The sequence below is a fragment of the Candidatus Margulisiibacteriota bacterium genome, from assembly GCA_003242895.1.
Classification (GTDB): Bacteria; Margulisbacteria; Riflemargulisbacteria; order GWF2-39-127; family GWF2-39-127; genus GWF2-39-127.
In genome coordinates this window covers 80,153-102,937 of the sequence record QKMY01000031.1, presented here as the reverse complement: position 1 = coordinate 102,937, position 22,785 = coordinate 80,153, and the positions used below count along the sequence as shown (strand labels likewise).

Annotated in this window: 28 protein-coding genes; 4 read left to right on the top strand and 24 right to left on the bottom strand. The window is 34.0% G+C overall.

Translation table 11 applies throughout. The features are described 5' to 3' along the window. Window positions 1-8 precede the first annotated feature (8 nt). Window positions 9-419, top strand: coding sequence for a hypothetical protein (locus tag DKM50_04925; protein PZM82089.1), 411 nt, complete (start codon window positions 9-11; stop codon window positions 417-419). Further along, window positions 412-837: a transcriptional regulator gene (locus DKM50_04920; protein PZM82088.1), complete on the top strand. Its 426-nt coding sequence runs from the start codon at window positions 412-414 to the stop codon at window positions 835-837. The genes DKM50_04925 and DKM50_04920 overlap by 8 nt, the downstream gene beginning before the upstream one ends. Here DKM50_04920 and DKM50_04915 read toward each other — a convergent pair. From DKM50_04915 to DKM50_04855, 13 genes are all read right to left on the bottom strand, one after another. Continuing rightward, on the bottom strand, window positions 820-1,317 hold the full coding sequence (locus DKM50_04915) for a hypothetical protein (protein PZM82087.1): 498 nt from the start codon (window positions 1,315-1,317) through the stop codon (window positions 820-822). The genes DKM50_04920 and DKM50_04915 overlap by 18 nt on opposite strands. 47 nt (window positions 1,318-1,364) lie before the next feature. Further along, window positions 1,365-1,742 carry a mannose-6-phosphate isomerase gene (locus tag DKM50_04910; protein ID PZM82086.1) on the bottom strand — a complete coding sequence of 126 codons (378 nt, stop codon included), beginning with the start codon at window positions 1,740-1,742 and terminating at the stop codon, window positions 1,365-1,367. A gap of 224 nt (window positions 1,743-1,966) precedes the next feature. Continuing rightward, window positions 1,967-2,551: a hypothetical protein gene (locus DKM50_04905; GenBank protein ID PZM82085.1), complete on the bottom strand. Its 585-nt coding sequence runs from the start codon at window positions 2,549-2,551 to the stop codon at window positions 1,967-1,969. 142 nt (window positions 2,552-2,693) lie between these two features. Beyond that, window positions 2,694-4,550 (bottom strand): hypothetical protein, encoded by a 1,857-nt coding sequence (locus DKM50_04900; GenBank protein ID PZM82084.1) that lies wholly within the window; start codon window positions 4,548-4,550, stop codon window positions 2,694-2,696. Between the two features lie 3 nt (window positions 4,551-4,553). Then, entirely contained in the window at window positions 4,554-7,343 is a 2,790-nt protein-coding gene (locus tag DKM50_04895) for an ATP-dependent helicase (GenBank protein ID PZM82083.1), read from the bottom strand. Between the two features lie 188 nt (window positions 7,344-7,531). Beyond that, the gene (locus DKM50_04890) at window positions 7,532-7,981 is read right to left on the bottom strand and encodes a hypothetical protein (protein ID PZM82082.1); all 450 of its coding nucleotides are present in this window, start codon (window positions 7,979-7,981) and stop codon (window positions 7,532-7,534) included. An 18-nt stretch (window positions 7,982-7,999) separates the two neighbouring features. Next, the gene (locus tag DKM50_04885; GenBank protein PZM82105.1) at window positions 8,000-8,284 is read right to left on the bottom strand and encodes a nucleotidyltransferase domain-containing protein; all 285 of its coding nucleotides are present in this window, start codon (window positions 8,282-8,284) and stop codon (window positions 8,000-8,002) included. An 87-nt stretch (window positions 8,285-8,371) separates the two neighbouring features. After that, window positions 8,372-9,391, bottom strand: a complete 1,020-nt coding sequence (locus DKM50_04880; protein ID PZM82081.1) for a hypothetical protein — start codon at window positions 9,389-9,391, stop codon at window positions 8,372-8,374. Window positions 9,392-9,652: 261 nt separating this feature from the next. Further along, window positions 9,653-10,915 (bottom strand): ATP-binding protein, encoded by a 1,263-nt coding sequence (locus tag DKM50_04875; GenBank protein ID PZM82080.1) that lies wholly within the window; start codon window positions 10,913-10,915, stop codon window positions 9,653-9,655. A 716-nt stretch (window positions 10,916-11,631) separates the two neighbouring features. Next, window positions 11,632-12,072, bottom strand: a complete 441-nt coding sequence (locus DKM50_04870; protein ID PZM82104.1) for a hypothetical protein — start codon at window positions 12,070-12,072, stop codon at window positions 11,632-11,634. After that, window positions 12,053-12,328, bottom strand: coding sequence for a cytotoxic translational repressor of toxin-antitoxin stability system (locus tag DKM50_04865; protein ID PZM82103.1), 276 nt, complete (start codon window positions 12,326-12,328; stop codon window positions 12,053-12,055). Before DKM50_04865 ends, DKM50_04870 begins: the two co-directional genes overlap by 20 nt. A 160-nt stretch (window positions 12,329-12,488) precedes the next feature. Further along, window positions 12,489-12,758, bottom strand: a complete 270-nt coding sequence (locus DKM50_04860; protein ID PZM82079.1) for a type II toxin-antitoxin system mRNA interferase toxin, RelE/StbE family — start codon at window positions 12,756-12,758, stop codon at window positions 12,489-12,491. Between the two features lie 3 nt (window positions 12,759-12,761). Then, window positions 12,762-13,028 (bottom strand): hypothetical protein, encoded by a 267-nt coding sequence (locus tag DKM50_04855; GenBank protein ID PZM82078.1) that lies wholly within the window; start codon window positions 13,026-13,028, stop codon window positions 12,762-12,764. Window positions 13,029-13,222: 194 nt separating this feature from the next. Here DKM50_04855 and DKM50_04850 point away from each other — a divergent pair, with 194 nt between their 5' ends. Together DKM50_04850 and DKM50_04845 are read left to right on the top strand one after the other, a co-directional pair. Further along, window positions 13,223-13,471: a CopG family transcriptional regulator gene (locus DKM50_04850; protein ID PZM82077.1), complete on the top strand. Its 249-nt coding sequence runs from the start codon at window positions 13,223-13,225 to the stop codon at window positions 13,469-13,471. Further along, window positions 13,468-13,752 carry a type II toxin-antitoxin system RelE/ParE family toxin gene (locus DKM50_04845; GenBank protein PZM82076.1) on the top strand — a complete coding sequence of 95 codons (285 nt, stop codon included), beginning with the start codon at window positions 13,468-13,470 and terminating at the stop codon, window positions 13,750-13,752. The genes DKM50_04850 and DKM50_04845 overlap by 4 nt, the downstream gene beginning before the upstream one ends. Window positions 13,753-13,774: 22 nt before the next feature. On the opposite strand, the gene rfbA is transcribed toward DKM50_04845, so the two are convergent. From rfbA to DKM50_04790, 11 genes are all read right to left on the bottom strand, one after another. Next, entirely contained in the window at window positions 13,775-14,653 is an 879-nt protein-coding gene (gene rfbA / locus DKM50_04840) for a glucose-1-phosphate thymidylyltransferase (GenBank protein PZM82075.1), read from the bottom strand. 149 nt (window positions 14,654-14,802) lie between these two features. Then, window positions 14,803-14,994: a hypothetical protein gene (locus tag DKM50_04835; GenBank protein ID PZM82074.1), complete on the bottom strand. Its 192-nt coding sequence runs from the start codon at window positions 14,992-14,994 to the stop codon at window positions 14,803-14,805. Continuing rightward, on the bottom strand, window positions 14,984-16,060 hold the full coding sequence (locus DKM50_04830) for a hypothetical protein (GenBank protein PZM82073.1): 1,077 nt from the start codon (window positions 16,058-16,060) through the stop codon (window positions 14,984-14,986). Before DKM50_04830 ends, DKM50_04835 begins: the two co-directional genes overlap by 11 nt. Next, window positions 16,057-17,343, bottom strand: a complete 1,287-nt coding sequence (locus DKM50_04825) for a hypothetical protein (GenBank protein ID PZM82072.1) — start codon at window positions 17,341-17,343, stop codon at window positions 16,057-16,059. Before DKM50_04825 ends, DKM50_04830 begins: the two co-directional genes overlap by 4 nt. Before the next feature lie 343 nt (window positions 17,344-17,686). After that, window positions 17,687-18,124, bottom strand: coding sequence for a hypothetical protein (locus DKM50_04820; protein ID PZM82071.1), 438 nt, complete (start codon window positions 18,122-18,124; stop codon window positions 17,687-17,689). Then, entirely contained in the window at window positions 18,106-19,044 is a 939-nt protein-coding gene (locus tag DKM50_04815; protein PZM82070.1) for a hypothetical protein, read from the bottom strand. Before DKM50_04815 ends, DKM50_04820 begins: the two co-directional genes overlap by 19 nt. After that, window positions 19,041-19,793, bottom strand: coding sequence for a glycosyltransferase (locus DKM50_04810; GenBank protein ID PZM82069.1), 753 nt, complete (start codon window positions 19,791-19,793; stop codon window positions 19,041-19,043). The genes DKM50_04815 and DKM50_04810 overlap by 4 nt, the downstream gene beginning before the upstream one ends. Then, window positions 19,790-20,338, bottom strand: coding sequence for a colanic acid biosynthesis acetyltransferase WcaF (locus DKM50_04805; GenBank protein ID PZM82068.1), 549 nt, complete (start codon window positions 20,336-20,338; stop codon window positions 19,790-19,792). The genes DKM50_04810 and DKM50_04805 overlap by 4 nt, the downstream gene beginning before the upstream one ends. Then, a complete protein-coding gene (locus tag DKM50_04800) occupies window positions 20,335-21,237 on the bottom strand; it encodes a glycosyltransferase family 2 protein (protein PZM82067.1) in 903 nt (300 codons plus the stop codon). The genes DKM50_04805 and DKM50_04800 overlap by 4 nt, the downstream gene beginning before the upstream one ends. Before the next feature lie 5 nt (window positions 21,238-21,242). Next, window positions 21,243-21,851, bottom strand: a complete 609-nt coding sequence (locus tag DKM50_04795) for a methyltransferase (protein PZM82066.1) — start codon at window positions 21,849-21,851, stop codon at window positions 21,243-21,245. 22 nt (window positions 21,852-21,873) lie between these two features. Further along, the gene (locus DKM50_04790) at window positions 21,874-22,752 is read right to left on the bottom strand and encodes a hypothetical protein (protein PZM82065.1); all 879 of its coding nucleotides are present in this window, start codon (window positions 22,750-22,752) and stop codon (window positions 21,874-21,876) included. Window positions 22,753-22,785: the final 33 nt, after the last annotated feature.

Here is a 22,785-nt window from a genome sequence, read left to right as displayed (position 1 = left end):
AGATAAAAATGAAAAAAAACGAATTAACTGTCATATTAGATAAAGCCATAGATTATTTTAAAAATTTGGACAATAAACCTACCCTTATTTTTTTATTTGGTTCCTATGCAAAAAACAAACAGCACAAAGGAAGTGATATCGATATCGCAGTATTATATAAAAACAAACCTACGATAGTCGATAATTATAATATTTCAAATGAGCTATCTCAAATTTCTAAATATGACGTAGATTACACTTCACTTAACGGAATTTCGGATATCTTGCAATATCAAGTCATTCGATATGGCAAAGAAATATATTCTGATCATTCATTTGAAGCGAAAATATATAAGACCACAGTAATAAGCAAATATATTGACCTCAAAGAAAACAGGAAAATCATAGAAAAAAAATTATTGGAGAGAATTGATGGTTGATAATGATGTGTTGCTATCAAAGATAGATTCTATATATCGATGTTTAGAAAGAATACACGAGGTTACCGGAGATGATCCGACGAAACTATCAGATTTTACAATACAGGATGTATTTGTCCTTAATTTGCAAAGAACAATCCAATTATCACTGGATATTGCAAATCATATTATTGCAGAAAGTAACTGGCAATTACCTGATACTATGAAAGCCAGCATCGAAATACTCCATGACCACAAAGTTATTAATGAAAACTTAAAATCAAAATTAATTAAAATGGTTGGCTTCAGAAATATATCCATACACGAATATCAAAGATTAGACATTGAGATACTTAAGAGTATATTAAGTAATAATTTAGGCGATATTACTGATTTTCTTAAAATAATCAAAAATAACTATCTAACTGTTAACGGCTAAATCCCAAACTTTTTTGTTAATACTGACAACGTTAACCGGCTTAATAAGAAATCCATCCGCACCTTTTTCAACCAAGCCGAGGATTTTGATGTTTTCAGCTATTTCGTCATCAAATCCGAGTCCGGACATCATTACGATTTTGCTTGTTGGCACAATCCGCTTTATTTCTTTTAAAGCAGTTATTCCATCTTTCACCGGCATTACTACATCCAGGAAAACGATATCCGGTTTTATCTTAAAATACTCGTCAACAGCTTCTTGTCCGTTATAGGCTGAATAGACCTTATACCCAATAGCTTCTAATTTATTTCTTAAATTTCTAATGATAAATTTATGGTCGTCAACAAAGAGAATTGTTTTGATAGAATCCGGTCGTTTTTCTTTGGATGCAGATAAGTTTCCTATGGTTAGGGGAGGATCGTTAATGCCCAAGTTCTTATTAATATTTTCTATATTTGTTTTTGAATTATTGTTTTCCATATAATAAATATAACAATAATATTTCGTTGTTTCAATTGTATAATTTATTATTGCTCAATTCGATGGTAATCGTCTTCTAATCGCTCAATATCATCTTCGCCAAAGTAATCACCTGTTTGTACTTCTATAAAGACGAGATCTTCATCGGTATTATTGGTTATTCTATGGATGGTACCTCGGGGAATATCAATGAACTCTTTAGGATTAAGCACCGATTGTTTTTTATCAATAGCAACTAATGCTTCGCCTTTCAAGATAAACCAATGTTCTTCCCTTAATTTATGCCTCTGAAGACTTAATCGCTTATGCGGGTAAACAACAATACGTTTTACTTTGTGGTCTACTTCATTTGCTAAAACATAATACGTTCCCCAGGGACGTTCACCGACATTAACAAGATATTCACGTTGATATTCGTTATTCAAGGTAGTGCTCCATAATTCAATTGATCTACATTAAAAGTATATCATAATTAAACCAATATAATTCGTTTGAGTTTTAAATGAGAATATATTTTAGTGATAAGGAAGAATCAGTTCACAACCTGGGTATTTTTGCCCATCCCCCCGAAAAGATATACTAAGGGATACACAGATAAGCTATTAACAATTTTCTATAGCTGCTTATACGGTAGGCCCAAATATACTACTTAAGGTTTTTGTAGAAGTATCAAAGCTGAAGTTTTAGTTATTGTATAACCTTTTTTATTAAATATATCCAGGAATTCATCTCTTCCTGATTCTAAAGATCCAAAAACTATATTCCCGGATGCCACTAATAAATTGTCTAATTTATTTGCTAATGATTCTAATGATGTAGCATATCCGTTATCAAACCATCCGCCTTCGAAATAATCAAGCAATCCAGAAAAACAAACAATATTAAACTGATTATTCTCCGGCATATCCATGACATTCATTTGCACCCCATATCGACTTTTTGTAATTTTTGAATTTGTATCAATACCATAAGAATTTTTATATTTCTGATCTTGTAAAATATCAATAAATTTATTCTCTCTTGCTCCGACATCAAGAATGAAATCGTTCTGCTTCGGCTTAGCAATTCTGATAAATAATTCAGCACAGCTAGTATTACCATGATCAATAAGCAGAGGATCAACGAAGTTTCCTATAGTGGAATCCCTTCTTATACTGGATTTGTTATAACCAGTAATCCCAAATAATCGTTCTTTTAAAATTTTTTCATCACTAGCTAATAGTTTCTTGTTCATGTTATTTAAGAGCCTCCCCGCACAAATACGTATAAATAAACTTACGCAGCTAGGATTAATCCCTATAGCTAAGATCTAAAATTACATCTTACCTAATATAATATCGTACAAAAGTACGAAAAGTTTCTAACTTTCTATCCGTTCATAATCTATGCGATTCATCCTGAAGCATGTAACCAAAGTTACGCAGACGCGTTTTTACATTTGCTAAATCTGATCTGGCGATCAATATATGATATCCTTCCGCCTTAAGAATGCGACTACTCAATTCAGGATCAGTAGCAATCAGTCGAACCAATTCAGGATCCTTGCCGATCTTAAAAACAACATGCTCCCGATCAATTATCACGGGTGATGATTTTTGTGAAATTTCCGAGAGAAAATCCTGCCAGATAACCGGCAAAGTCTGTTCCATCTCGTTTTTAAATGCTTTGATCTTATCAGCTACATCGTTTTCATTGGAACAATCGCGAAGAAATGAAATACGATTTACTTTATATTTATTTTCACTTAAAAGAAAGCCATATTTAGCCGCTATCAGGTTTTTAATCTTACTGTTTCCTCCAATGATAGATAAATGCAATACATGGTGATCAAGCACAAAAACACTGTCTTCCGTCGAAAAATTGATATCAATCGATTTCTCCAGCCCGAGAGCATAAGCTCCAATTTGATTTAACCTGATATACCGAAGCCCAAGGTAAGGGTTGGATTTTTGAAGGTTAACAACTCTGCCGCATTCGAGCGTTATAGTATCCGGAGAATTATCATAGGCTATATCAATCAATCCCAAAGATGCCAACGCAAAAAAATGGGCCTTGATCATAGGGATAGTTACTACAAACAAGAACTCAAAACGATTAATGTCTTGAGACTTCTGATTATAATGGAACTTATCATGGGTAAGAGGGATGCTTGTGAGCGATTCATAAAACCGATACTGGCCGGAAGCAGTATCATAGTTGCGGTATGAAATAATACGGATAATATGTTCGATGTTAACCCAGGCCCCTGGGGTAAACGTCTTTAATAGAGCGACAATTGACTCATTTAAAGGCACACCCTCCTGTAATACCAAGTATTGATTATTTCCTAACCCATTCATATGAGGAAGGAGCATAGCCGGAAACAGCAGTCTAGTGTAATTCTCAAAAATCTTTTTTATTACTTGAAGCGGATCTGTATTCTGATAGTCATGACTAGGCTCAAATAACTGAAGGATATTTAATAGCCACGCCATGCGTAAAAACGTAGTAGACCCTTTTATACCGCTCTCCGAAGAAAAAAATTCCTTTAACCCGAAAGCCTTAGATGCGGCATTCAAACTTTTTTGTGAAATAATCTTCTGTGCTGTATACTGCAATTGCCCAAGTTCAATAAATTTTTGAAGCTGCTGCAACATAACTACTATTTCGTTCTGATCAGCAAACTCATAACTCGTCTGCGCATGTCCCTCTTCGAAATGCAATTCATAATCAGCTGGTCTGGAAGATGATTTTTTTAATGCCGTCCTTAGTTCTCCCGGTATATTAATATAAAAATCAGTTCGATAACTCCCCTTATATGAGTAGCTTGAATCAATAATAAATAAAGCGAACTCATCCTTAAGATTTTTGTCATAGTTTGATTTAAAAATATCCGATCCAACAATTTTATCAGCGAGCCCAATACTCATATAGAGAGAGGGGTACCACAGATAAAGATTAAGAAGCCTGGAAGCATTTTCGGGTAAAGCTTTAATGAATTTATCAACGAGGACTTGTTCCGTAAAGAAAACAGCCCAGTTCCTTGCAAGCCCTACTGCATTAGACTGTGTCTGACTGGATAATGCGTCATGCAAACCATGGATGTTCTTAATTAACCATGGCTGTGTAGCTGCTTCTTTTTCTATTATAGGTAAAAGATAATGATTATAGATCTTTTTCAACGTAAAATAACTGTAGGCGTTAAATAATTCGTATGCTAAAGTTTCGACATCTTTAGTGTTTTTTTTTTGCATAAACTAGCTCTCCCTGGTGAAAATAAAATCGATATCTTCCTGCGAGAGCGACTTAAGAGAACCGGCATCAGATGAAATCAATTGCTGGAATATCTCGTTTTTCTTTTCTTGAAGTATCAGTATTTTTTCTTCTATCGTGCCTCTGGTGATAAGCTTATAGCTGAAAACCGTTTTATCTTGCCCGATACGGTGAGTACGATCTATTGCCTGGTTTTCAGCAGAATTATTCCACCAGGGATCATAGATAAAAACATGATCGGCTGCTGTAAGATTTATGCCGACACCTCCGGTTTTTAACGTCATCAAAAATACTTTTGTTTCCTGGTCATTCTGGAACCTATCAACAAGTTCTCTGCGATTTTTAGTTTCTCCTGTCATGAAAACATAAGAAATAGAATGACGATCAAGATCATCGGCAATGTTTTCAAGCGCATTAATAAACCCTGCAAATACAAGGACCTTGTGTCCGTTTAACGCTGCATCGAGAATATTCTCAACCAGCAGATCCCGCTTGGGAGAAACTATCCTGCCATCGCTAAAAGCTTCTGGTGTTGATGCGATACGGCGCAACTCAGTCAACGCTTGCAGAATAAAAAACTGGGACCTGTTGACTCCGTTTTTTACTATCTGAGCATTGATACTCTGAGTAAAATAGCTAAGCCTTTCTGCATACAATTTCTTCTGCTGCTCAGACATCTCGACATACAGTATCTGTTCAATTTTTTCCGGCAATTCTGTAGCCACTTCTTTTTTTAATCTTCTCATAATAAACGGATAGATTTTTCGCTTCAGCTCATGCATAACATCCTTATTATTATCTTTCTGTATCGGTACAGCATAGAGATCATTAAAATCATTCAGACTGCCGAACATGGAAGGATTAAGGAATCGGAAGAGTGAATACAGCTCCCCGAGATTATTCTCTACAGGGGTTCCGCTTATTGCCAGCCTATGCTTACTGTTGAGCAGCATTACTGCTTTAGCCGTCTGAGAATGAATGTTCTTAATATGCTGGGATTCGTCAAGTATCACATAGGCAAATTTAATGTCTTTCAGCTTTTCTATATCATTACGAAGAGTAGCATAGGTTGTAATTAATAATTGATGATTCAAAGCTTCATCCAGATTACGCTGCGGGCCATAATATAGCTTGTAAGTAAGTTCCTGATTAACTTTTTTAAGCTCATTCTCCCAGTTAAACAAAAGAGTCTGCGGCAAAACAATCATCGATGGAGATTTTTCTTTAGGATATACCAGTGAAAGTAAAGTTATTGCCTGCGCAGTTTTACCAAGCCCCATATCATCAGCAAGGCACCCGCCAAGAGAATTTTGATGTAAATACCGGAGCCACTTGACCCCTCGCTTCTGGTAATCGCGAAGTGTTATTCCGAGCTTAGGAAGTTTTAATATTGATGCCTGTATTTTATTGAATCCTTCAAAAATCTCACGCGGTTTATTAAGCTCCTCAGAAGCTATTCTTTCGTCAATCAACTCATCTAAAAAAGGCATGTCAAAAAAAGAAATTTTTACTTTCTTTTTATCTTTTTTAAACAGGCGCTCCAGCTTTTTCAGATATCCGTCATCAATCAAAGCTTTAGTTCCGTCATTAAGCTGAATATACGCGCTCTTACGATATTGAGAGATAACCTCGAAAAGAGAAAACGATTCCCCTTCTATAAAAAGCTTCGCATCACCTTCAAAAAAGTCAATTCCATAAGAAAGCTGCAGCGACAATTTTGGCCTGGCAGAAACGATTTTGTATTTTCGCAGTTTATCAGCGCCAAAAACCATATAATCCCGCAGTAATAGCGGCAAATAAGTTACGATAAAATTATGGGCCAGAGCTTCTTCAATGACATACAAATTGCCCTCCGGATAATAGTTGCTTTTTTCTTTTGCTTTAATATCCTTTTGACATTTTTTTAGCAAATGCTGTAAATCACTCTGATTCAGATTACGAGAACTATGACTAATTTCATGAATAACAAAAGTCCTTTCCAGCTCGTTCTCAGTTACGACCCTCACAACATCGTAATTATCCATGAACTCTACCGGGAATCCTTTAACCACATTTCCCGTACGCAAATATAATGTATTATCTTCACCGATATCTTCAATGATCAAGGCAGGTACCTCTTGCACCGGCTCACCTTTCGTACAACGATAATCTTTATATTCCAGAATTATATTATCGAAACAAGAATAAAACAGCGTAAGAAACTGTTCCAGCTGCTGAGCAGAAAAAGTAGTTGTAAACACAGGAATACGCTTAAATGCCTCGCCAGCCGGCAATACAGTATAAATAGTATTGTCGGACAGAATATGACTTTCCGAAAGCAGTTTAAAATCAGCATATTTGCTATCAATAAAAAATTGAACACTGGAGGTCAGCTGTTGAGATGAAAGCTCTTTAATGATAAGGACAATATGCCCATGATCAGCGCTGAAAGTTATTTTTTTCTTGTTTTCATCAAAAAGATCATCTAACCCTGCTAATTGATTGAATATATATTCGTGCTCATGAAGATATACTTTATTTTCCGGATTTTCCCAATCGACCTTAAAGGCATTTTTCTCCTGCAAACGGGCGAGCGTCTTGAGAATATCTCTGGTTACACCGGAGTAGTACATATACTGGTCATAATTAACAGAGTTGCCTTTTTTATCTGTAACTTTAATAAAAGCCCCATTATCATCAAAAGCAAGAACAAAAGCAACCTCACCTTTCTGCCTGGCGACAGAAGACAGGTTATTCTTCTTTAGCTTTGTAAATATTGAAATCTGATTTTCCATTTTGGTTGTATTTATCTTATATTTTGAGTATATTTTCTATATACTTTATATAGTTAATTAATAGTTTTTTATCGCATGATGCAGGAATCTTTTAGTATGCCTTTAAGCTCTGGGTTCACTCATGCCACGTTTTGTTTCTGATTATTAACTTCTTAAACGGTCAATTCTATCAATTTCAACATAATTTTTCAGATTAGTTTTTTTGCATAAGTTTTTATTCTCTCGACAGTATAAAGCAGATCAGGCACATATTTAAGCACTTCAGCGAATATATCTTCGATTACTTCCTGGACATACTCGTGTGCAATCGAATTGCGCAAGAATCTTATTTGTTTATAAGTTTCAGCTGATGCTATTAAGCCTCGCTTTTCAGCTCTATTCAGGCGATCAATGATAGTACCGCTGCTTTCCAGTTCCAACGAATCCAACAATCTAAATATTTTTTGAATAATAATGTCACTCAAGCGCGAAAACCTACCGGTCAAGGACTCAAAGCTCTCTAATTCAGCAGGTTGATATTTCTCTTTAATACCGATTGTTAAGCATTTATTATAGGAATAGTTCAATACGTTTACCGAATTATCAAGAATAGATAATTCTTCATTTAATAGGGCTAATAAATCACTGTTGTTCTTCATCAAATACCCTCAAAAAGATTATAATAAAATCCCACTCTCTAATGCTATTTTTACAAACGGCCTATTAAAATCTTTATCAATTATTAAATCAATTTTTTGTTCGCCTAGCTTACTGTACAATGCCAGGAGTATCTGCCTCTTGCTATTCTTAGGAATAACTTCCGAAATAACTAGTAAATCTATATCTCCGCCTTTTTTAGTAACATCTGTCCTGGAACCGAAGAGATAAACCCGAGCCATCTTATCATAAGCATAAATCACTTCTTTAATTGAATGGATCTCATATTCGCTTAATCTTACCATATCAACCTCATATATTCTATATATTGTAGATTCCTGCATTCCTGCAAAATATATTATCCATCGACATTAAATACTTGATTATGAGTTTTATTGTTCTCCTGTTTTTTCCTGAACGGACCTATAGACGCGCTGAGCCGATGCACCTTCTATTGCTTTCACTGCGATGTTCTGTACTTGTATCCCGCATTCATCAGTTTTTTGACGTAACTGCTTTATTACTTCATCCTGTTCCTTAATTTTGGCTTCGAGGGAAACTATCTGTTGTTTATTCAACTTCCTTTCGCCTTCTATCTCTTTTGCAGAGAGTTCGGCGTTATGTTTATATTTTAGTTCTATTTTTTCGAGGGTATTTTTCTCGGTGTCTTTAATGGCTTGATCTAAACGGATCGGGAACTGTTCAACTTGATCTTTCAAGGATACTAAGTCCTGTTCTTTTCCGGCTATAAATGACTCTCTGTCGGATAGCTGTTTCTCGACTTGTTCTTTTTTCTGGATTAATTCTTTTTCCAGTGTTGCCTTTTTTGCCTCATATTCATCTTTCTCTTTTTTCCTTTTCAACTGGAGGTTATAGTTAAATTCTTCTTCCTCTCGCTCTCGCTCTTTTTTTGTTAGAGATTCTTTTTCTTTTTTTGCATTCTCGTAGTCGTCTTGCTCTTTTTTCCATTGCTGTTTTTTTTGTGAAAGGTCATTATCAAACAACGCTTTTTTCTCTTCAATCTCCGCTTCGAATGTTTCTTTTTTTTCTTTTTGTGCACGGAACAGGGCTTCTAAGCTATCAACATTGGTTTTTATCTGATAGATTTCTTCCAAATATTTTTTCTCTATTTCTATTGCATGTTGAAGGTCACTTAATTTCTTGGATTCGTTCACCAGTCGGTCTTCTAATGTATCAAAATATTTGGCTATTTCGAGTTTGTTTTCTGCTAATCCTTTTATGATTTTTTCTGATGATAAGGAGGTGGCATTTTTGATAATTTCTTTGTCTTCTTCCTTGATCTTTTCAGTTTTAACATCAATGACTTTTTGGTTTTTTACTTTTTCCAACAGCTCATTATATGCATCCATTACTTCATTTTTAGTGCTTTTTACTGTAATTTCTTTCGCCATTTTTATCTCCTTTTCCTGTAATATTTTTTATTTCATCATCGGTAATATGTGCTTTATAAAAAGGGATCATTTTGTATCCATTCTATAAATATTATTTGTTAATTTCTTAGAGATACCAACATAAGCGTAATAGCTTTCCTGCGCATTTAACATTTTATATTTTTTTTGCTTATTGCACCAGTGGAATTTTATTGGGTGCATGATAAATCGGTGGGTGACCAGGATATTATGACAATTTTCGAGGAAACCTTGCACAATAAACTATTTCCAATTCTGCAACAACCATTTCCATACTGGTAAAATAGTGATTTTATAAGTATTCACCGTGATCTCGTCCTCTTCATCTTCCGTCAATATTAGACCGGTAGCCAGCCCATATGTCTTCATAGCCTCAATAAGGCCATTAATCTCTCTTTGACTGGTTTCTTCATTCTCAAGAGATAAAGTCACCTGAATTGCATGTATAATACGATTACCTTCTTTTATTACAAAGTCGCATTCCCGTTTGCCTGAATAATAGTATATTTCTTGCTCAGATCTCTTTAATTGAATAAAAACAAGATTTTCTAACAACCGACCTTGATCGGGTGAATTTCTTGTGCCTAACTGCAAAGCTAGCGCATTATCGATAATATATATTTTTTTTGGTGCTAGTATTTGTCGTTTAACAGAATAATCATATCTTGGCAACAAAAATAGTAGATAAGCATTCTCAAGATAACTTAAATAATCTTTAACTGTCGTCTGGCTATTCACTCCTATAATTTTCTTAAGCGAGTTGTAGGATATCTCTTTACTTACATTACTTGCACAAAAATACACCAGTTCTTTTAATTCATGATCCCTGGTTATTTTATACCTGGCGACAATATCACGGTACAGTATACTTTCGTACATAGTTTTTAGATATTTTCTTTCGTAGGATTGAATGTATTCAGGAATACCACCGGAAACAAAATAGTCATTAAAATTACGTTTATAAACTGCCTTATCTTTTGTTCCTAAGAATTTAATATCATGACTTATTTTTTTATTAAGAAGATATTCTCCAAAAGAAAAAGGATATAACTCAATCTGAACAAAACGGCCTGTTAAGTGAGTCCCCAACTCACGGCTTAGCATGGAAGCATATGAGCCTGTAATATAGAGTTTATTTCCTTGATCATGTAATCGTCTAACAAACCGTTCCCATCCGGGAATATTCTGAATCTCATCAAAATAAAAAACCTGCTGTTCTCCATACATTTCTATAAATAACTCATATAATTTCTGGAAATCTTCAACGGAAAAATTAATAAGCCTCTCATCATCAAAATTCATATAATAATCTTGTTTTGTTTCACTATTTCGTATTTGCTGTAAAAAAGTTGATTTTCCACAACGTCTTACTCCAGATATTATAATGACACTGGAAATGGTCTTAAGACTATCTATTCGTGAAAATGCATTTCTTGGAATATAAGATTCTTTCCAACGCATAGTCATTTGATCTTTTATGACCTCGGTCAATTGCTCTCTATTCATTTATCTTACCTTATTATATTTTGGTGTGTTTAAAATTATTATAGCATACTATCCATTAGTAGTGGAGCATTAATAGGAACATCCTCTATTGTTATTGGAGATATTGCGAATACAATGTAATTATCTAAGTTCTCGATGCCGCGAATCGAATTAGACAACACCATACCACTCCGGATCAATCTATTTTATTGGCTGAATATCTTAGTCCGTAACATTTTTTAAAACGAAAGTTTTATCGTGAAATCTAAAAGCCAAACTTGGATATAACTGTTAAGTTTTTCAATTTTGATTTTGAATTGTTTAGCTTTTTTATCTTCAAAAGTTTGTATTGTAGCTTCGTTTGGAATGTTTTTGCTTTGTGCATCTCGTTTAATTCGATCTTTTATCGATTCCAGGACATACTCTCTAATTGAGGTCCCTTCCGGCTAACTATACTCATAAGATACTGACCATACTGGTTCTTGATTAGGCCCTGTGCCAGCAGTTCCAGTTGGGATTGTGTAATCCACCCGTTCTCATAAGCGATCTCTTCAATACATGCCATTTTCAGACCCCTTGTCTGTCTTAAATGGTTTTCACAAAAGAACCGGGTCAATCAGGCTCTCGTGTGTCCCTGTATCCAGACAGGCATAACCTCTGCCGAGCATACTGACCTTTAGTTTGTTCTGCTCCAAATATGCTTTGTTAACACTTCATTGTGAAAACTTTTTATCATTTCAGGGTAGATCGGTCATAAAAATTTTATAGCTCTTATTGAATATTTTGCTCAATTTTTGAGCTGACCTTTTTCCTACAGGGATTTTTGCCCTTTCCATTTTAGAAATATACGATTGCTCTGTCCCTAATAATTCAGCTAATTTTTTCTGGCTTATTCTATATTCAGTACGACAAGACTTAATTATTAAGGCCGCCTTTCGATACGCAGGTTCTCCCCCGACTTTTTCGAGCAAGTCTACAAAAGCATCATCTAAGGATATAAAATCCTCTTCAACTTCTTTTTTTTGCTCTGGCAACTGACTTACAACCTTTTCTATAGCGTCTTTTATTGGCTGAATATCTTCGTCCGTAACATTTTTTAAAACGAAAGTTTTATCGTGAAATCTAAAAGCCAAACTTGGATATAACTGTTCTGAGTTTTCAGTATGGGGCTTTTTCATGTGTTCCAACATAATACACCTCCGTTATTTGAATGATTTTATCTATTATTTCCCAACACACAACGTATGTAGGATTTCCCTTTTTTATGTGGCAGTGATATTTGTTATCTTCTAATTTGCCGAAATTTTTCCAGTTATGCCTATATGGACCATCATATTTTATTTCTTGTAATAAAGTTAACAGTAACCCTTGTACCTTAATCGGAAGCTTGTTTTTCTTCTCATTAGCTCTCTTTGTTAATCGTACTTCCCACATAAACCAGTTATATGACATTTATTTCCCTATGTCAATGAATGTCCTATATCCCAATATACTTTCCCACCATGCTTCGCCGGTAATGCCGAGACAAATTCTGCTACCGGTATTGGGGTCTGTGTAGTAATGGAACAAAAAACTGCAATAAGGCAAGCTATGCCTATTTGAAAAGCTCAGAATGAGAACCGATACGCTCGAAAATAATTTGATCGTTTTCGACTTTATAAATTAATAGCCAGTCCGGTTCAATATGACATTCCCGTCGATTTTTATAATTACCGGTCAATTTGTGATCTTTATATTTTTCAGGTAATTGAGCTTCATTTACCAATAAACTAATAACCTCTTTAAGTTTTTCAATTTTGATTTTGAATTGTTTAGCTTTTTTAAAATCTTTTTCAAAATGCTTTGTATAATGTATTTTTAGCATTCGCTAAATACCTAACTGGTTAAATAAATCGTCAATGCTTTTTGCTTCTATAATATTTTTTCCGTTGTCTGTATCTTCAAAAGTTTGTATTGTAGCTTCGTTTGGAATGTTTTTGCTTTGTGCATCTCGTTTAATTCGATCTTTTATCGATTCCAGGACATACTCTCTAATTGATTTCCCTTGGTATGCAGCAAAAACCTTAATTTTTTTATGCATTTCCGGAAGCACATCTATACTCAATCGATCTTTTTTAATAACATGGCTACTCATATATATATCACCTCTCAGCCTATTATACCACATTTCAGTAAATGTACATTTGTGAAGAATAATACGCGACTCCAATTTATACTATACACTGTAGTATACAGAAAAAACCTTAATTATTTATTATAGTTATTTGACGAATAATAGTTTACTTTGTGTTACATCGTGGTACAATATAGAAAAGGAGATGATAAATAATGAAAGATAAAACAGTAACCGTTCGAATCGAGTCTCTCAAATATGATCGGATATCACAGTTAGCCGCCGCAATGGATCGCCCAAAATCATTTGTTATTGAGGATGCTATCAATAATTATCTTGAAGTAAACGAATGGCAAGTCAATGAGATCAAGAAAGCATTTAGTGAGGCCAACAATCCAAATACTAAGTGGATTTCACAAGAAGAAATGGAACTAGAATTTCTTAGCAGGAATCGTAAAAAATGAGAATTATTTGGCTAACAAAAGCAAGAGAAGATATATTGATAATTGATGACTATCTTTCTAAGGATAGTGTTGTCGTTGCAGATATGGTTGTTTCAAAAATATTGATTGAGGTAAGAGTACTATTAAGCAGTCCTGGCATCGGAAGACCTGGTCGGGTAAAAAGTACAAGAGAGTTAGTTCTTTTAGATATTCCCTACATAATTGCTTATCGTGTTAAAGATTCATCGATTGAAATCTTGAGAGTACTTCACCAATCACGTATATGGCCAGCGAGCTTATGAAAAATGGTTAAATATCTTTAGGTCACTTCCGGCTAACTATACTCATAAGATACTGACCATACTGGTTCTTGATTAGGCCCTGTGCCAGCTGTTCCAGTTGGGATTGTGTAATCCACCCGTTCTCATAAGCGATCTCTTCAATACATGCCATTTTCAGGCCTTGTCTGTCTTCAATGGTTTTCACAAAAGAACCGGCGTCAATCAGGCTCTCATGTGTCCCTGTATCCAGCCAGGCATAACCTCTGCCGAGCATACTGACCTTTAGTTTGTTCTGCTCCAAATATGCTTTGTTAACATCGGTGATCTCAAGCTCTCCCCGTGGAGACGGTTTGATGCTTTTAGCAATTTCAATTACTTCATTGTCATAAAAATATAAGCCGGTTACCGCATAATTGCTCTTAGGCTCTTTGGGTTTCTCTTCAATACTAATTGCTCGACGCTGCGAATCGAATTCGACAACGCCATAACGATCAGGATCATTTACCCAATAACCAAAAACAACAGCCCCCTTATTGTTCTCGATTTCTTTAACTGATTGGGAGAGTAACGAAGAGAAGCCCTGCCCATAGAATATATTATCTCCTAGTATCAGGCATACATTATCATTTCCGACAAACTTTTCACCGATGATAAATGCTTCTGCCAGACCATTTGGAGCATGTTGGACTGCATACGTTATCGATACACTGATATGTCCGCCATCTCCTAACACTTTTTTGAATAGAGGTTGATCTTCGGGCGTCGAAATAATCAATATATCTCTTATTCCTGCCAGCATGAGTACTGACAACGGGTAATAGATCATCGGCTTGTCATATACCGGTAATAGCTGTTTCGTAATAGCTTGAGTTAATGGATACAATCTTGTACCGCTTCCACCTGCGAGTATTATGCCTTTCATTATTGGGGTCTCCTTATTGTAATTATTATGCACATTAGAATTGTTGATCTATTCGTCGGACCTTTATCATCCTGGTCTTTGAGGCTTCTTATATAGTTTTAGAATTGCTTATTGGTTAAATAAAGTTTTAACGAAAAAATATAAATCTACTACAAATGTTGCATCAAATCTAGCATTCTTTTGTCGTCATCCTGCATTGGAACGGCTGAGTCGTCTTTTTTATTGCCTGCTTCATTAATCAATAAACTGATTAATTTATTAATCTCTTCAGCACCACATTTTCCATAATAATTTGTTATCTCCTGTTTAATTTTATCGATCAATATTTTGTTATCGTCCATTTGTAATCCCCAATCTTTCCAATCTGGTTATATAGACAAATTTTACAATAAAACTACTAATAAAACAAAAGATTATTACTAGTTGATACACTGGATTAACCTGAATATATAAATAAGATAACCAACAACAAAATAGCATATGACAATATTCAAGCCATATGATTTTCTTATGAGACCATCCCAATATATTAAGCCTCTGGTAAAAATGGCTGCGATGAGCCTCCCAGACTTTTTCTCCATTAAGTGCTCTTCTGATTAAGGTAACAGAAGCATCCATAATAAAAACACCAAATATCATTATCAGTGGAATTATAGATATTGAGCTTTCATTATTCTGACTAATTTTAATGATCATTGCTGCAAAAAAGAAACCGAGAAAGGCACTACCCACATCTCCCATAAAAATTTTAGCTTTTGGATAGTTCCAGATGAGAAATCCAATGAGCGACGCCACTAATATTAGAAGAATCGTTGCTGTAGAATAATCCCCCATTATAAATGCAAAAGCAGCTAGAGCAGCGCTACCTAAAACCCCAATCCCTCCGGCATAACCATCTATCCCATCCATGAAGTTATAGATATTGGTCACAGCTACGATAAAGATTACCGTTAGGAAATAATTTATAAAACTAAAATCAATAGTCATAAAAGGAAGGTAAAATAGGCTCAATTTGTAGCCAGCAAAATAGACAACAGTAGCTCCGAGGATATGGACTGCAAATCTTTTACCGGCACCTAATCGTTTGATATCGTCAATCAGACTAGTTATCGCGATGAATAGCGAGGCTAAGAGCAATACAAAAAAATGAATATCAAACCGGATCATTTGCTGCCACAACATAACTCCATAACCAAGCAAAAACGCTATTATAAAGCCGATTCCGCCCATGAGCGCAGTTGGTTTTTTGTGTGAACTTCGATTGTTCGGGATATCAAGGATATTGTAGCGGAAACAAAAACGATATACGATATAGACCAGAAAAAAAGATACCAGTGTGCATACGAATAACGAAATCGCGAGTAGTAAACCGTGAGTCGTGAATAGTAGCGCAAACAATGTCATCATTGTGTTATCTTCCAGTAGCCAGCGCGGTTTGAGCCGATACGTTTAATAAAATTTTCTTTTTTCAATTTAGAAATATGTTGCTTTATTCCATTTATACTTATTCCAATTTCGCTAGCCAGTTCATCCCGAGTGATCCTTGGGTTATCTTTAATCAGCTTGATTATCTTATTTTTATTACTGATTGGGGTAGTCATTGGGGTAGCGTTTGGGGTAGCGTTTGAAACTATTAACGCTAACTTTGTTATTATTGTGTTTGGTCGAACTTCGTAACCTAACGAAAGGCTATATCCCTCTTCAAGCAACATCCGTCTAACTCTTGTTATACCTGTTCCATATTTTTCTATTTCACCGAGAAAATAAAACGCTTCTGTAAGTAATTTGTTACGATGAGAAGCGACATAATCATCACGAGAAAGATCATCCAGGGTTATATCGCCAAATAATTTGCCTGGATTTGTGATCACTATGCTATCGTCAAATATTTTTATAATAATATCAGATGAACTTTTATAATCTCGATGAATAATGGCATTAAGAACGAGCTCTCGTAATGCACCAAGCGGATATTGCCAATGATCTACTCTCCGCAACTCTCCTGTAAATTCATAAGAAAGATTAATATGTTTATTAATGTATGTCATTACCTCATCAACTGCGATGAGTAATGGACTTTTTATCAACTGATCACCAAATAATAACAAAGCGGACAATGTTATTTTGTTATCTCTTATAAGCTTAAGTTTAATTAATTTCTCTACGATGTTACCCTGAAAATCAATGCGACCACGTGCATTAATATCTATTAAATACTGATCTATCAGTTTATTATCCAGATCATTTATATTACTACTAACCGGATTTGCATCATACGAAATACTTAATGATTCATGTTGCAGATATACGACCTCATCTAAAGGCAATTTATGAGTGCTATTCCCTACTATCTTATAATACCTGTCTTTATATGCAACAGGTTTTACAGGAAACTCTCGAATATCAATTACTGCAATAGTTTTATTATCTATCTGATAAATATCAATACTCGGGAACAACTGAGGATAGGTTGTCAGCTTTATCTGGTTTATCCATTCTTGAACAGTTTCATCATTGATATTAACACCAACTATGCTTTTAACCTTAGGGACACCAACAATTACCTTGCCACCTCTTGTATTTGCAAAGGCTACAAGAGTCTCAATAATCTGTTTTTGAAATGATTCTTTTAACTCTAAAGTCTGGGACTCACCGGATTGTATTAAAGATAATATCTGTTGGTTATTCATTTAGCACTCCGTAAAGAGGAAGAGCTAACAGGTGTCGGGTAACAAATGGACAAAATCTGATATCATTATTGAAGTATAACATTTAATTATCTCCTAGTAGCCTATACGTTGAATAAAATTTACTTTTTTTAATTTAGCAATCACCGCTTTAATATTGTTAGCAAACAACAATGGTTGCAATCGCTGAGTTATTAAAAGTTGTTTTAAATTCTAGTATCGATGTTTCACCTGTACTGATTACTTCAGATATTATCTGGTCATTTAGTTGATTAGACATTCCAGCTTATCCTTGGATTTATTCTATTTTTAAATAAGCAAGAAGCGAAATGCCTCTCTTAATCTGCTAAGCAAAATTTTTATTCTTAAATACATATAAATGCTGGAACAGATAACTCACAATCATAACAATTATCAAAACAATTAATTGTGCAAAATACTTATTAAAATTAATGATTTCAATAAAAAACGACAATAAAAACAAATTCAACAAAAACAAAATAAAACATGAAAAAAACATTTTAAATATCATATTAAAGCTGGTGGGCTCAGACACTTTAAAAGTAAATTTTTTATTTAAACTAAAACTTATCCACATTCCAACGACATAATCAACAACTAAAGCACAAGCATAATTAACACCTATGAAAACCAACAAAGAATAAATTAAATAAGTAATAATTGTGTTAAATACTCCCACCATATTAAATTTTGACAATTTAATAATAAATTGTTTTTTACTAAGAACAAAACCATAAATATTTGTTATTTTTTCATATACCAAGATACAGTAGCCTCAATTCCATTATTTATACTATACGGAGGTTTCCAATTGAAATCATCACAAAATTTTTCAACGCTAAAAACATATTCATCAAATAGCCTGCTATAAACATCTCGAAATTTTATAAATAGCAGGCTAAAACCAACTGCTATTATTTTAGGAAATGCAAATAATCGTGCAGATCGATTCATGGCCTTACATATAATTTCATAAAGATTCCTAGTCGATATTGGAATCGAGTCTGTTAAATTGTAAATTCCAATATTCTCTGAAAAAGAAAAAACAACAATCTGATTTACAGCAGAAACAATATTTTTAACATATACAAAACTTCTTTTATTATTAGCATTTAAAAGTGGCATAAATAGACCACACCTTGCTGCGTTAAGTAGACTTAGGATATTACCCTTATTTCCTTCCCCATATACCATAGGAAGTCGCAGTACAATTAATTGCGAAGTATGCTGCTCTTTAAACATATCAGAAAGGTCCTTCTCCGCTTCATATTTAGAAATACCATACGGATCATCAGGTAACAATTCGCTAAATTCCGAATAAGTACCAGCGTGGTTTCCGTAGACTTTAACCGAACTAAAAAAAATAAACTTCTTAACTTTTAACTCAATCGCTTTTTTTGCAACTTCAGTAGAAAACATGACATTCACTTTACGATAATCAGATAATAAATCAACAGACTTTTTCTCATGCATCTTATGTACTCGTGCAGCTAAATGAATACATACATCCACAGTTGGCATATCATCGATATCGGTACAGACATTAAGACCCCTAGATAATAAATTTAATTCAGTAGCTTTATCTTTTGCATAGCAAACTATATCAAAGCCATCTTTCAGAAAAGCTTCTATTATATGAGATCCAATAAATCCGCTGCCACCTGTAATAAATATTTTCATCATTTTCTCTTAATAAACTGAATAATCTTAAATCCCTTATAAAAAAGATATTTAATCAAATTGAACCGACCACCATTCTCAACTATAGCCTTTTTCATTTCCCTCGTTATAGTAATTGTGCTTTTCAACCCTTGGTTACTGATCCCAGCATTGCGCATTTTTACCATCATACGAGGTATATACTTGGATGTAATTCTATGCTTTTGAATAAACCTATACATCAATTCAACATCTGCTGCTATTTCAAAATCTAACCTATAATAACCATAGCGTTCAAACATCTCTCGTTTGCAATAAAAGGTGGGATGAGCTGGAGTCCAACTTTTACTAAACAAGCCCTCTTCAAACTGCCTGGAAATCCATCGTCTTGTGATTTTTTCGGTATCTACCCTATCGACGTAAATCAAATTTCCATAACAACAAACGACTTTATTTTCATCGAAAACATTTGCAACATCAACTAAAACATTTGTGTCATAAAACATATCATCAGCATTAAGCGTGCCGATAACCATACCTGTTGCAAGTTTAATTCCTTTATTCATAGCATCATAAATACCCTCATCCTTTTCTGAAATAATCACAGAAATTTTATCTTTGTATTTATTAATTATATCTAATGTACCATCAGTTGATCCGCCATCAACAACAATATATTCGATATCAGAGTATGTTTGCCCAAAAACACTCAGAATAGTGTGTTCGATAGTCTGATAATTATTATATACGACCGTAATAATTGATATTTTCAAGACTCGATGATCCTCTTCCTAACAGGAATAGCGGGATTTCCTTGATATATGTAATCTGATAAAGTACTTTTTGTTATTACACTACCTGCGGTTATGATACTATTTGTTGCCAGAACTACACCAGGACATACAATTGATTTTGCACCAACCCAGCTCCCAGCCTCTATTACAATTGGTTTTACTATTAAATCAAAGGATATCTTTTTATAATCGTGATTACCAGTTAAAAGATAACATCCTTGAGATAAACAAACATTACTACCGATACTTACTTGTGCTAAATTATCAATCCAGACATTTTCGCCCAGCCAAACATTATCACCAATAGTAAGAAACCAAGGATACTTAATATTTATGCCTGGCTTAACTACTGTCCCTTTTCCAATTTTTGCTCCGAACAACCTTAAAAGATTAATCTTTAATGTAGCAGGAAATGGTATATAAGTATTAACGAAAAAATGGCTCAAAATGTACCAACAAACTCTCTTCGAGGATCTTCCAGGTTTATAATAGCTATTTTCAAACAAAGATAAATCGACATTCATGCTGAACTTCCCTGACTGTCTTTAACAAATTTCTCTAATTTATCATAATCAAATTGAACATCTTTTTCCAATTGGTACGTCTTTGCATCAATAAGAAACCTATACCAGAAACCTTGTAAAAAATGCCATATTAGACCCTCTTTTCCATCTAAAAATCCTAGCCTAAAAAAATATCTATAAACAAAATAAAGAAATGGCCTGACAAACTTCGGAATTCTGGAATAAACATTCTCTTTGATCCATCGTTTCCGTTGAAGTTGTGTTCCGAATAACTTTCCGGTTACTAAATGAAACTTTGTAAATTGATAACGTTCATCAAAAATTGCTACCGTTTCTTTTGTCGCATATTTATTATGCTTATCAATCCACCAATGAAGATCATTTAGATTATTATCAATGAAATCATATTTAAATTTAATAGTTAAACCGTCTAATATCTGCATATGTTCATCCATATATCTTTGCTCGCATACAGCATGTCCACGTCTCCATACACGGAGTATCCACGTTGGATAGTAGCCCCCATGCTTTATCCATCGCCCCATAAAGTATACTCTTCGTTTCAAAAATGCACTTGTTATGGATTGATTGAGACTAGGAAGTTTCGCCTTAATCTCCAGGATTAATTCATTTGTCAATATTTCATCAGCATCTAAACGAAAAATCCATTCCCCTCCAAATTTTACATTTTCTAAAGCCCAATTAATTTGATCAGCATGACTGGTAAACTGATGCTGGATAAAAAAACAATTATGAGCACTGGCAATTTCCGATGTGCGATCTGTTGAATATGAATCAATAATAACAATATCATCAGTTAAGCTTTTTGCAGATTGCAAGCAACGATCTAAATGGATTTCCTCATTATAGGTAATTATTAAAATTGTTAAGGATAACATAATAATTAAATTTTCACTTTAATAAACATAGTCTTCCAAAGGTATGGAAAACGACCAACGCCTTTAAATTCAACTACCTTAAAATCAAACTCGCCCAATAATTCTATTAATGACTTTTTAGACCAAAACTTGATATGTCCTCCGTCCCATAACGCCGTAAAATGTCTATCGAAAGTTCCAGTAAGAGCCATAATTAAATTTTTAAAATATCCATGATACGGAGTTGACATAATTAGTTCGCCATTAGTTGCTAAAATACTTTTACAGAATTCAATATAGCCTCTGGGGTCATATAAATGTTCTATTACCTCAGTAGATATGATTGTATCAAAAGTGTGAGAAGCAAGCATCTCAGGCAAAATTTTACTATTAATATCTTGCTTAAAAAACCGCGTAGGGTTAGATTTTTGGGCATTAGAGATACCTTCACTAGAGGCATCGATCCCGTATACATTAAACCCTTTATCAATTAAATAATTAGCAAGATAACCATTTCCGCAACCAACGTCTAAAATAGATCGATTTTTCTCTTTATTAAGTAATTCTAACAAAGCTGGTAATATAAACCCATGAGCATGAGTTGCTCCAGATTTCCATCCATATTCCTTATACATATTTAACTCCTTATGAAACTAACTAATTAGTAAAATTAATAATATTTTCACCTATTATGGGATATTTTTTTCCACAATTCAAACAAATCAATTCCATATTCCACTCAAACTTATCAGACTTACAACTTAAACAGTGCAAATATCGTGTTATATCGATATGCCTATTCCTTTTGTTTTGAGAAAAAAATTGCCTTAATAGAAAAATAAACATTGAAGTTAGACTAGATCGAATATTTATTTTATTTTTTTTAGCCTCTTTATGTATTTGAGGCGAATCCCAATTAAATTTATAATCCGGATTTGTTATCTTATATTTAATACCACCTTCATTTTTATTCCAATAATATCTAACGTGAAAACTAAAAGGGTATTTACGAACAATTTGAGGGAACACCATAGAAACTTTATTGAGAAATAATTCTCTTACATTTTCATCATGAACATAACCTGTTTTCTTTGTAATTACTAGTTCATTATTAATATCTGAAATCTCCAACCTATGATCCAAATAACAGGTAAGTCTCTCAAGAAATGCATCAGGCACTTCAATATAACCGGCCTTAGATACTCTTTGTATTTCATTTAAAAATTTTTCAGGATCTTTAGAATGTTCTAAAACATGACATGCTATTACAAAATCAAAAGTATTGTCTTTAAAAGGCAAATCTTCTACATAAGCCAAAACTGTTGGCCTATCATGTATTAATTTAGCAAAATGGCGTTCTCTTGTATCAATATATGCATCGCATAATATATTTGATCTAAAATATGGATTCCCACCACTTCCTACTTCAAGAACCAATGCGTTCTTATCAACAGGACAATAAAGCCTTCGGATTGACCAAGCAATAGAATCAAGCTTTATTTTAATTAAAACTTTCATTAATTTGCTATATAGCATAAGGTATCCACCTTAACTTTTTATTTTTTTATT

Coding starts and splice junctions, on each gene's coding strand:
- DKM50_04925 (PZM82089.1), top strand. CDS start 9: ATGAAAAAAAACGAATTAACTGTCATATTAGATAAAGCCATAGATTAT.
- DKM50_04920 (PZM82088.1), top strand. CDS start 412: ATGGTTGATAATGATGTGTTGCTATCAAAGATAGATTCTATATATCGA.
- DKM50_04915 (PZM82087.1), bottom strand. CDS start 1,317: ATGGAAAACAATAATTCAAAAACAAATATAGAAAATATTAATAAGAAC.
- DKM50_04905 (PZM82085.1), bottom strand. CDS start 2,551: ATGAACAAGAAACTATTAGCTAGTGATGAAAAAATTTTAAAAGAACGA.
- DKM50_04900 (PZM82084.1), bottom strand. CDS start 4,550: ATGCAAAAAAAAAACACTAAAGATGTCGAAACTTTAGCATACGAATTA.
- DKM50_04895 (PZM82083.1), bottom strand. CDS start 7,343: ATGGAAAATCAGATTTCAATATTTACAAAGCTAAAGAAGAATAACCTG.
- DKM50_04890 (PZM82082.1), bottom strand. CDS start 7,981: ATGAAGAACAACAGTGATTTATTAGCCCTATTAAATGAAGAATTATCT.
- DKM50_04885 (PZM82105.1), bottom strand. CDS start 8,284: ATGGTAAGATTAAGCGAATATGAGATCCATTCAATTAAAGAAGTGATT.
- DKM50_04880 (PZM82081.1), bottom strand. CDS start 9,391: ATGGCGAAAGAAATTACAGTAAAAAGCACTAAAAATGAAGTAATGGAT.
- DKM50_04875 (PZM82080.1), bottom strand. CDS start 10,915: ATGAATAGAGAGCAATTGACCGAGGTCATAAAAGATCAAATGACTATG.
- DKM50_04870 (PZM82104.1), bottom strand. CDS start 12,072: ATGAAAAAGCCCCATACTGAAAACTCAGAACAGTTATATCCAAGTTTG.
- DKM50_04865 (PZM82103.1), bottom strand. CDS start 12,328: ATGTGGGAAGTACGATTAACAAAGAGAGCTAATGAGAAGAAAAACAAG.
- DKM50_04860 (PZM82079.1), bottom strand. CDS start 12,758: ATGCTAAAAATACATTATACAAAGCATTTTGAAAAAGATTTTAAAAAA.
- DKM50_04855 (PZM82078.1), bottom strand. CDS start 13,028: ATGAGTAGCCATGTTATTAAAAAAGATCGATTGAGTATAGATGTGCTT.
- DKM50_04850 (PZM82077.1), top strand. CDS start 13,223: ATGAAAGATAAAACAGTAACCGTTCGAATCGAGTCTCTCAAATATGAT.
- DKM50_04845 (PZM82076.1), top strand. CDS start 13,468: ATGAGAATTATTTGGCTAACAAAAGCAAGAGAAGATATATTGATAATT.
- rfbA (PZM82075.1), bottom strand. CDS start 14,653: ATGAAAGGCATAATACTCGCAGGTGGAAGCGGTACAAGATTGTATCCA.
- DKM50_04835 (PZM82074.1), bottom strand. CDS start 14,994: ATGGACGATAACAAAATATTGATCGATAAAATTAAACAGGAGATAACA.
- DKM50_04830 (PZM82073.1), bottom strand. CDS start 16,060: ATGATGACATTGTTTGCGCTACTATTCACGACTCACGGTTTACTACTC.
- DKM50_04825 (PZM82072.1), bottom strand. CDS start 17,343: ATGAATAACCAACAGATATTATCTTTAATACAATCCGGTGAGTCCCAG.
- DKM50_04815 (PZM82070.1), bottom strand. CDS start 19,044: ATGATGAAAATATTTATTACAGGTGGCAGCGGATTTATTGGATCTCAT.
- DKM50_04805 (PZM82068.1), bottom strand. CDS start 20,338: ATGAATGTCGATTTATCTTTGTTTGAAAATAGCTATTATAAACCTGGA.
- DKM50_04800 (PZM82067.1), bottom strand. CDS start 21,237: ATGTTATCCTTAACAATTTTAATAATTACCTATAATGAGGAAATCCAT.
- DKM50_04795 (PZM82066.1), bottom strand. CDS start 21,851: ATGTATAAGGAATATGGATGGAAATCTGGAGCAACTCATGCTCATGGG.
- DKM50_04790 (PZM82065.1), bottom strand. CDS start 22,752: ATGCTATATAGCAAATTAATGAAAGTTTTAATTAAAATAAAGCTTGAT.